The sequence below is a fragment of the Stenotrophomonas beteli genome, from assembly GCF_001431665.1.
Classification (GTDB): Bacteria; Pseudomonadota; Gammaproteobacteria; order Xanthomonadales; family Xanthomonadaceae; genus Stenotrophomonas; species Stenotrophomonas beteli.
The window spans coordinates 1-8135 of the sequence record NZ_LLXV01000051.1; the positions used below are offsets into that span (position 1 = coordinate 1).

Annotated in this window: 7 protein-coding genes; 4 read left to right on the forward strand and 3 right to left on the reverse strand. The window is 66.5% G+C overall.

The window, feature by feature from the left end; all coding sequences use genetic code 11:
• Positions 1-191: 191 nt before the first annotated feature.
• The gene (locus tag ARC23_RS13410; protein WP_341271526.1) at positions 192-1379 is read left to right on the forward strand and encodes a mechanosensitive ion channel family protein; all 1188 of its coding nucleotides are present in this window, start codon (positions 192-194) and stop codon (positions 1377-1379) included.
• Positions 1380-1451: 72 nt separating this feature from the next.
• Here ARC23_RS13410 and ARC23_RS13415 read toward each other — a convergent pair whose 3' ends face one another.
• The 3 genes from ARC23_RS13415 to typA are packed head-to-tail and all read right to left on the reverse strand — an operon-like array spanning position 1452 to position 5442.
• Positions 1452-3074 carry an amidase gene (locus tag ARC23_RS13415; protein ID WP_057497659.1) on the reverse strand — a complete coding sequence of 541 codons (1623 nt, stop codon included), beginning with the start codon at positions 3072-3074 and terminating at the stop codon, positions 1452-1454.
• A 41-nt stretch (positions 3075-3115) separates the two neighbouring features.
• The gene (locus ARC23_RS13420) at positions 3116-3583 is read right to left on the reverse strand and encodes a DUF2127 domain-containing protein (RefSeq protein ID WP_049467554.1); all 468 of its coding nucleotides are present in this window, start codon (positions 3581-3583) and stop codon (positions 3116-3118) included.
• A gap of 11 nt (positions 3584-3594) precedes the next feature.
• Positions 3595-5442, reverse strand: a complete 1848-nt coding sequence (gene typA, locus ARC23_RS13425) for a translational GTPase TypA (protein ID WP_057497660.1) — start codon at positions 5440-5442, stop codon at positions 3595-3597.
• 273 nt (positions 5443-5715) lie between these two features.
• Between typA and ARC23_RS13430 the strand changes: the two genes are divergently transcribed.
• The 3 genes from ARC23_RS13430 (at position 5716) to ARC23_RS13440 (ending at position 8011) form a co-directional block, all read left to right on the forward strand.
• The gene (locus tag ARC23_RS13430; protein ID WP_005408225.1) at positions 5716-6207 is read left to right on the forward strand and encodes a peptidylprolyl isomerase; all 492 of its coding nucleotides are present in this window, start codon (positions 5716-5718) and stop codon (positions 6205-6207) included.
• Between the two features lie 118 nt (positions 6208-6325).
• On the forward strand, positions 6326-7312 hold the full coding sequence (locus tag ARC23_RS13435) for a malate dehydrogenase (RefSeq protein WP_004153634.1): 987 nt from the start codon (positions 6326-6328) through the stop codon (positions 7310-7312).
• Positions 7313-7396: 84 nt separating this feature from the next.
• A complete protein-coding gene (locus tag ARC23_RS13440) occupies positions 7397-8011 on the forward strand; it encodes an RluA family pseudouridine synthase (protein ID WP_057497661.1) in 615 nt (204 codons plus the stop codon).
• Positions 8012-8135: the final 124 nt, after the last annotated feature.

The following is an 8135-nucleotide window of genomic DNA, read 5'->3' on the forward strand; positions in this document are numbered from 1 at the left end:
CCCGCCCCCACCCCACTACAGAGCGGGTTCCCGCCTCCCCCCCACACCGGACCCGCCCCGCCATCCCACGGAATACCCGCTTCTGCTGTTGCTGTTGCTTCGGCCGTTGCCGTTGCGTCCGCAGGTGCAGGGCTGCAAGCCCTGTCGACCAACACCCTGCTTACAAACGGCTGACGTGACGCTCATGCGCCATGCGCGAGGCTGTCCACTTGCTTGTTCGACTGGAGGTGGCAACGGTGCACTGGCAGAGCGCACAGGCCTACGCATGGCCGTTGGGATTGGCCGTAGTGGTGGGCGGCATAGGCGCGTGGCTGATCCTGTGGATCTATCACCGCCTGAAAGGGCGTGATCGCCGGCGTGCGCGCATCGGTCGTGTGCTCGGGCTGCCAATGGCCACCGCGTGGCCGCTGCTGCTGTTGATTCCCGCCTTGCAGGCTACGCCCCTGCAGGATCCGCTGCTGGGTCACCTGCAGCACATACTGCATATCGCACTCACTGCCTGCTTCATCTGGCTGCTGGTGCGGGCGGTGGCGGCGGGCGAGCGGGCCCTCCTGCGCAGCCATCCCATCGATGTCGCCGACAATCTGGAAGCACGCCGCATCCAGACCCAGACGCGGGTGCTCAGCCGGGTGCTGATGGGCGGCATCATCGTGCTCGGCGCATCGTTGGTGCTGCTGACCTTCCCGATGGTGCAGAAGATCGGCACCGCGCTGCTGGCATCGGCGGGACTGATCGGGCTGGTGGCGGGCATCGCGGCCAAGCCGGTGTTCGGCAACCTGATTGCCGGCCTGCAGATTGCGCTGACCCAACCGATCCGGCTGGACGACGTGGTGATCGTCGAAGGTGAGTGGGGGCGTGTCGAGGAAATCGGCAGCAGCTATGTGGTGGTGCGGGTCTGGGATGAGCGGCGCATGGTGGTGCCGCTGACCTGGTTCATCGAGAATCCCTTCCAGAACTGGACGCGACGCAGCGCGGATCTGCTGGGGACGGCGTTCCTGTGGCTGGACTACCGCGCGCCGATCGCGGCGATCCGCAGCGAGCTGGAGCGCATCTGCCGGGGTGAAGCGCTGTGGGATGGCCGGGTCTGCGTGACCCAGGTGACCGAAACCAGCCAGCGTGCAATCCAGGTGCGGCTGCTGGTCAGCGCACGCAGCTCCGGCGATGCCTTCGACCTGCGCTGCCTGGTGCGCGAGCGCATGCTCGATTTCCTCGCGCGTGAGCATCCACAGTCGTTGCCCCAGGTACGTGCGCGCGTGCAGCACGAGGATGAGCAGGACATGCCGCGCGGGCCGCATGCACGCACGGCCGACGTGCGCTCACCGGGTGCGGAAGATGGCGAGGCGGCGATCTTGCCGGTGGAGCCCGACCAGCTTCTGTAGAGCCGAGCCACGCTTGGCTGCTTCCGGTTTTCCGTTGAAGCCGAGCGTGGGCTCGGCTCTACAGAAACACGATCAGGGATCGCCGGCGTCGATCAGGGCGTCGGTATCGAAATGCGGGGGCCGCCGCGCACGGGTGCGCTGTTCGTAGGCGTAGGCCATTTCGATCAGCTTCGGTTCGCTCCAGGCGGTGCCCATGAACAACAGGCCCACGGGTAGCCCATTGATCTGGCCCATCGGCACGCTGAGGCTGGGATACCCGGCCACGGCGGCAGCGCCATAGCTCTCGCCGGGGAAGTCGTCCCCTTCGCTGCGGATCGGCCAAGCCACACCGGTGGTCGGCGCCACCAGGGCATCGAGCTGGTGGGCAGCGAGGACGGCATCGATGCCTTCGGGGCCGGCCAGCCGGCGCGCATCGCTGCGTGCACGGATATAGGCGGGATCAGCCAGGCCGGCGGTGGCGTCGGCCTCCACCAGCAGTTCCTGGCCGAACAGGCCCAGTTCCTGCCTGGGGTGTGCCTGGTTGAAGGCGATCAGGTCGGCTAGGCGCCGCAGTGGCGCCCGGTGCGTGTTGAGGTAGCGCTCCAGGCCGGCCTTGAACTCGTACAGCAGCACCGTACGCTCGGCCTCGGCCCACGCGCCCTGGTTGGGCAGTTCCACCGGCACCACCACCGCACCGGCGCGGCGCAGCTCGGTGGCTGCCTGTTCCATCAGCGGGGGCATGCCGCGATAGGTCAGCAGCGGTGTCTGCAGCAGGCCGATGCGCTTGCCACGCAGGCCCTGCGGGTCCAGGCGCGCGGTGTAGTCATAGACTGCGCGGCCGGGCATGGTCGCGGTGGCCGGGTCGGCGTCGTCGCGGCCGGCGATCGCGGTCAGCACGGCCGCCGCGTCGGCCACGCTGCGCGTCATCGGCCCGGCGGTGTCCTGGCTGAAGGAGATCGGGATGATGCCGTCGCGGCTGACCAGCCCGACGGTGGGCTTCAGGCCAACGATTCCGTTGATTGCGGCCGGGCAGACGATGCTGCCGTCGGTTTCGGTGCCGATCGCCACGCTGGCCAGATTGGCTGCCATCGCCACCGCGCTGCCGCTGCTGGAGCCGCAGGGGGAGTGGCTGAGGCGGTAGGGGTTGCGGGTCTGGCCGCCGCGCGCACTCCAGCCGGAGATCGAGTCGTTGCCGCGGAAGTTGGCCCACTCGCTGAGATTGGTCTTGCCCAGCACCACGGCGCCGGCCTCGCGCAGGCGTCGCACCAGGTACGCATCGTCAGGACGGAAGCCCTGCAACGCCAGCGAACCGGCCGTGGTGCTCATCGGTGCCGCGTTGATGTTGTCCTTCAGCAGCACCGGAATGCCGTGCAGCGCACCGCGCACGCGGCCGTCGCGGCGCTCGCGGTCGCGTGCGGCAGCTTCCTTCAGGGCATCGGGATTGAGTTCGATCACCGCGCGCAGGCGTGGCCCGGCACGGTCCAGGGTGGCGATGCGCTGCAGGTAGGCCTGGGTGAGGGTGACGCTGTCCAGTTCGCCGGCGGTCATCCGCGCCTGCAGGTCGGCCACATCGGTTTCGGCGTAGGGGAACGGCACGTTGCGGCTCGCAGGTTCGGCGGCATGCGCGCTCGACGCGGCCGGACTGCAGCCAGCCGAAAACAGCGCAGGCAGCGCGCTGAGCAGGCAGATCAGCAGAGGCGGCAAGGACGGGCGCATGGGGCGGCTTGGTCGGCTCCAATCCCCAGTGTAGCCGGTGCTCAGCGGTGACGCTTGCGCAGGTCGCGAGCCAGCACGTAGACCACGATCAGGTTGATCGCCAGGATCGTCCAGGAGGGCCAGCCGGGGTGGCGGATGATCGCGAAGATATCGAAAGGCAGGTACAGCGAGGCGGTCAGGCAGCCCAGCCAGGAGGCCCAGGCCTTGGCCCGCCACAGGCCCCAGGCTTCGACCAGGTGCAGCAGGCCGTAGCCGATCATCCCCGCCGCGGCCAGGTGCACCGCGTCGGGGCTGATCATGTGCAGCAGCGAGGGCAGGGTGCCATGGTCCGGATCCAGGCTGAAACGCCGGATCAGGACCATGATGCCGTGCCGCAGCGGCTGCGGTCCGAGCACTTCCAGCCCGGTGGCAGCCAACAGCGCCAGCATCGCCTTGCTCGCTTCGAGCAGGGCGATGACATGGAGACCCGGATGCCGGTGCGGATCCGGGTTGTAACCGCTCGGGTTCACGGGGTGCTGGCTCAGCCGCCGCGCGAAGCCTTCTTGCGGTCGCTTTCGGTCAGGAACTTCTTGCGCAGGCGGATCTCCTTCGGGGTGATCTCGACCAGCTCATCGTCTTCGATGAAGTCCAGGGCCTGTTCCAGCGAATACTTGATCGCCGGGGTCAGCTGGATCGCATCGTCCTTGCCCGAAGCGCGCATGTTGGTCAGCGGCTTGGTCTTGATCGCGTTGACGGTCAGGTCGTTGTCCTTGGAGTGGATGCCGACCAGCTGGCCTTCATACACGTTGTCGCCTTCAGCGGCGAACAGCTTGCCACGCTCCTGCAGCGGACCCAGCGAGTAGGCGGGGGTGACGCCCGGCGCATTGGCGATCATCACGCCGTTGATGCGCTTGGCAATCGCGCCCTGTTCCTTCGGACCGTAATGGTCGAACACGTGGAACAGCAGGCCCGAACCCTGGGTGAGGGTCTTGAACTCGTTCTGGAAACCGATCAGGCCACGGGCCGGGATCGAGTATTCCAGGCGCACGCGGCCCTTGCCGTCCGGCTCCATGTTCTTCAGCTGGCCCTTGCGGGTGCCCAGCTTTTCCATCACGCCGCCCTGGTGGATTTCTTCGATGTCCACCACCAGCTGCTCGATCGGCTCCATCATCTGGCCGTCGATTTCCTTGATGATCACTTCCGGGCGCGACACGGCCAGCTCGTAGCCTTCGCGGCGCATGTTCTCGATCAGCACCGACAGGTGCAGCTCGCCACGGCCGGAGACCAGGAACTTGTCGGCGTCTTCCAGCTGTTCGACCTTCAGGGCCACGTTGTGGACCTTTTCACGGTCCAGGCGGTCCTTGATCTGGCGGCTGGTCAGGAACTTGCCACCGGACAGGTCCTTGTTGCCGGCGAACGGCGAGTTGTTGACCTGGAAGGTCATCGAGATGGTCGGCTCGTCGACGGTCAGTGCCGGCAGCGCTTCCGGGGTGTCCGGGTGGCACAGGGTGTCGGAGATGGTCAGCTCCGGAATACCGGAGATGGCGACGATGTCACCGGCTTCGGCGGTGTCCTGCTCGATGCGCTCCAGGCCCAGGAAGCCCAGCACCTGCGCGACCTTGCCGTTGCGCTTCTTGCCTTCGCGGTCGATGACCGCGACCTGCATGTTCTTCTTCAGGGTGCCGCGCTGGATGCGGCCGATGCCGATGACGCCCACGAAGTTGTTGTAGTCCAGCTGGCTGATGCGCATCTGGAACGCGCCTTCCGGGTCCACTTCCGGCTTCGGCGCGTGCTGCATGATCGCTTCGTACAGCGGGGTCATGTCGCCGTCGCGCACGGTGTCTTCCAGGCCGGCGTAGCCGTTCAGGGCCGAGGCGTAGACGATCGGGAAGTCCAGCTGCTCGTTGGTGGCGCCGAGCTTGTCGAACAGGTCGAAGACCTGGTCGATGACCCACTCCGGACGCGCGCCCGGACGGTCGATCTTGTTGACCACCACGATCGGCTTGAAGCCCATCGCGAAGGCCTTCTGGGTGACGAAGCGGGTCTGCGGCATCGGGCCGTCCATCGCGTCGACCAGGATCAGCACGGTGTCGACCATCGACAGCACGCGCTCGACCTCACCGCCGAAGTCGGCGTGGCCAGGGGTGTCGACGATGTTGATGCGGTTCTTGACGCCGGTCCGCTTGTCTTCCCAGGTGATGGCCGTGTTCTTGGCCAGGATGGTGATGCCGCGTTCCTTTTCCTGGTCGTTGCTGTCCATCACGCGCTCGGCGAGGACGGTGCGCTCGGACAGGGTGCCGGACTGCTTCAGCAGCTGGTCGACCAGGGTGGTCTTGCCATGGTCGACGTGGGCGACGATGGCGATGTTGCGAAGATTTTCGATGGACATACGAAAGGGGGCCAGTCGGCGCCGGATTTGGAAAAAGAAGTCCAACATTATACGTCGAACTTGACGATTCGCGAAAAGGTGGATTTCACGCCCGCGCAGGCGCCCATTCAGCTGGCCGTCCGGCGGTGCCGGGGCGGGCCGTCGGGGAGACGCCCGGAGCGACCCTGCCGGCGGCTGAAGCCGGTACCTGCGCCGATGGTCGAAGCCGCCGCCGCCGCGAGCCGGGTGTAAACTAGGTGGCTAGACGCATTCCCCTTTGCATCAAGGATCTTCATGTCCCTCATCGCCACTTTCGACACCACCCAGGGCCCGATCAAGGTCGAGCTGTTTGCCGACAAGGCGCCGCTGACCGTGGCCAACTTCGTGAACCTGGTCAAGCACGGCTTCTATGACGGCCTGATCTTCCACCGCGTGATCGCCGACTTCATGATCCAGGGCGGCTGCCCGCAGGGTCGTGGCACCGGCGGCCCGGGCTACAAGTTCGAAGACGAGAAGAACGGCGTGAAGCACGAGGTCGGCTCGCTGTCGATGGCCAACGCCGGCCCGAACACCAACGGCAGCCAGTTCTTCATCACCCACATCAAGACCGACTGGCTGGACGGCCGCCACACCGTCTTCGGCAAGGTTCTGGAAGGCCAGGCCATCGTCGATTCGGTCAAGCAGGGCGATGTGATCCATTCGATCACCCTGGAAGGCGACGTCGACGCCGTACTGGCCGCCCAGGCCGACCGCGTCGCCGAGTGGAACAAGCACCTCGCCGCCTGATCCCCTTTTGAAACGGCCACCCACGGGTGGCCGTTTCCCTGTTCCCCGCCGCCCGCCAGGCCTGCGTGGCTCCGCCCGCGGCGTCCCATCAAACGCTTGCAAGCAAGAGGAAACCCCCATGAAAGCACCCGTTCGTGTTGCCGTGACCGGCGCCGCCGGCCAGATCGGTTATGCCCTGCTGTTCCGCATCGCCTCCGGTGAAATGCTGGGCAAGGACCAGCCGGTCATCCTGCAGCTGCTGGAACTGCCGGTGGACAAGGCCCAGGCCGCCCTGAAGGGCGTGATGATGGAGCTGGAAGACTGCGCCTTCCCGCTGCTGGCCGGCATGGTCGGCACCGACGACGCCGAAGTGGCGTTCAAGGACGCGGACATCGCCCTGCTGGTTGGTGCGCGTCCGCGCGGCCCGGGCATGGAGCGCAAGGACCTGCTGCTGGAAAACGCCAAGATCTTCACCGCCCAGGGCGCGGCGCTGAACAAGGTCGCCAGCCGTGACGTGAAGGTGCTGGTGGTCGGCAACCCGGCCAACACCAACGCCTACATCGCCATGAAGTCGGCCCCGGACCTGAAGCCGGAAAACTTCACCGCCATGCTGCGCCTGGACCACAACCGCGCCCTGAGCCAGCTGTCGACCAAGCTCGGCAAGCCGGTCGGTGGCATGGAAAAGCTGGTGGTGTGGGGCAACCACAGCCCGACCATGTACCCGGACTACCGTTTCGCCACCGCCGATGGTGCGTCGATTGCCGATGCGATCAACGACCAGGAGTGGAACGCCAACACCTTCATCCCGACCGTGGGCAAGCGCGGTGCGGCGATCATCGAAGCCCGTGGCTCGTCCTCGGCCGCTTCGGCGGCCAACGCTGCCATCGACCACGTGCGTGACTGGGTGCTGGGCAGCAACGGCAAGTGGGTCACCATGGGCGTGCCGTCCGACGGTTCCTACGGCATTCCGGAAGGCGTGATCTTCGGCTTCGCGGTGACCACCGAGAACGGCAAGTACACCCTGGTGAAGGATCTGCCGATCGACGACTTCAGCCAGAAGTACATCGACAAGACCCTGGCCGAGCTGGAAGAAGAGCGCGCCGGCGTCGCCCACCTGCTGGGCTGATGCAGGCGGTACCGGCTCCGCTCGGTACGCAGAAAACGGGGAGGCTTCGGCTTCCCCGTTTTCATTTGGAGTTCCTGGAACCGCATGATCCACCTGCACTACATCGATGACGCACTGCTGGTGGCCGAGAAGCCGGCCGGCCTGCTGTCCGTGCCCGGCCGCAGCGCCGAGAACCAGGACTGCGTGGTCGCGCGCCTGCAGGCGCTGTATCCGGATGCGTTGACCGTGCACCGCCTGGACCAGGTGACCTCCGGGCTGCTGCTGCATGCGCGTGGCAAGGACATGCAGGCGGCGTTGTCGATGCAGTTCGAGCAGCGCCAGGTTGGCAAGCGGTATGAAGCGGTAGTGCAGGGGCTGCTCCAAGGCGATGCCGGCGAAGTGGACCTGCCGTTGATCGTGGACTGGCCGAGCCGGCCGAAGCAGATGATCGATCACGAACGCGGCAAGCCGGCGCTGACGCGTTGGCGCGTGCTGGCGCGTGATGTTGAAGCGCAGCGCACCCGCGTGGCGCTGGAGCCGATCACGGGCCGCAGCCATCAGCTGCGCCTGCACATGGCCAGTCTCGGCCATCCCATCGTCGGTGACGTGCTGTATGGCGCCGCACCCGCGCAGCGCGTGCATCTGCATGCGCGCAGCCTGCGGTTCACCCACCCGGTGACGGGCGAGGTGCTCGCGTTCGAGTCAACGGCTCCGTTCTAGGGAGTAAGTGTGTCGGCAGGGCTGCGCCCTGCACCTGCCGAAGCTTCAAGCAACGGCAACGTCAAAAGCCAACGCGGCATTCCGTGGGATGGCGGGGCACTGTGGGTCTGCGGGGACGCCGTAA

Coding starts and splice junctions, on each gene's coding strand:
- ARC23_RS13410 (WP_341271526.1), top strand. CDS start 192: ATGCGCGAGGCTGTCCACTTGCTTGTTCGACTGGAGGTGGCAACGGTG.
- ARC23_RS13415 (WP_057497659.1), bottom strand. CDS start 3,074: ATGCGCCCGTCCTTGCCGCCTCTGCTGATCTGCCTGCTCAGCGCGCTG.
- typA (WP_057497660.1), bottom strand. CDS start 5,442: ATGTCCATCGAAAATCTTCGCAACATCGCCATCGTCGCCCACGTCGAC.
- ARC23_RS13430 (WP_005408225.1), top strand. CDS start 5,716: ATGTCCCTCATCGCCACTTTCGACACCACCCAGGGCCCGATCAAGGTC.
- ARC23_RS13435 (WP_004153634.1), top strand. CDS start 6,326: ATGAAAGCACCCGTTCGTGTTGCCGTGACCGGCGCCGCCGGCCAGATC.
- ARC23_RS13440 (WP_057497661.1), top strand. CDS start 7,397: ATGATCCACCTGCACTACATCGATGACGCACTGCTGGTGGCCGAGAAG.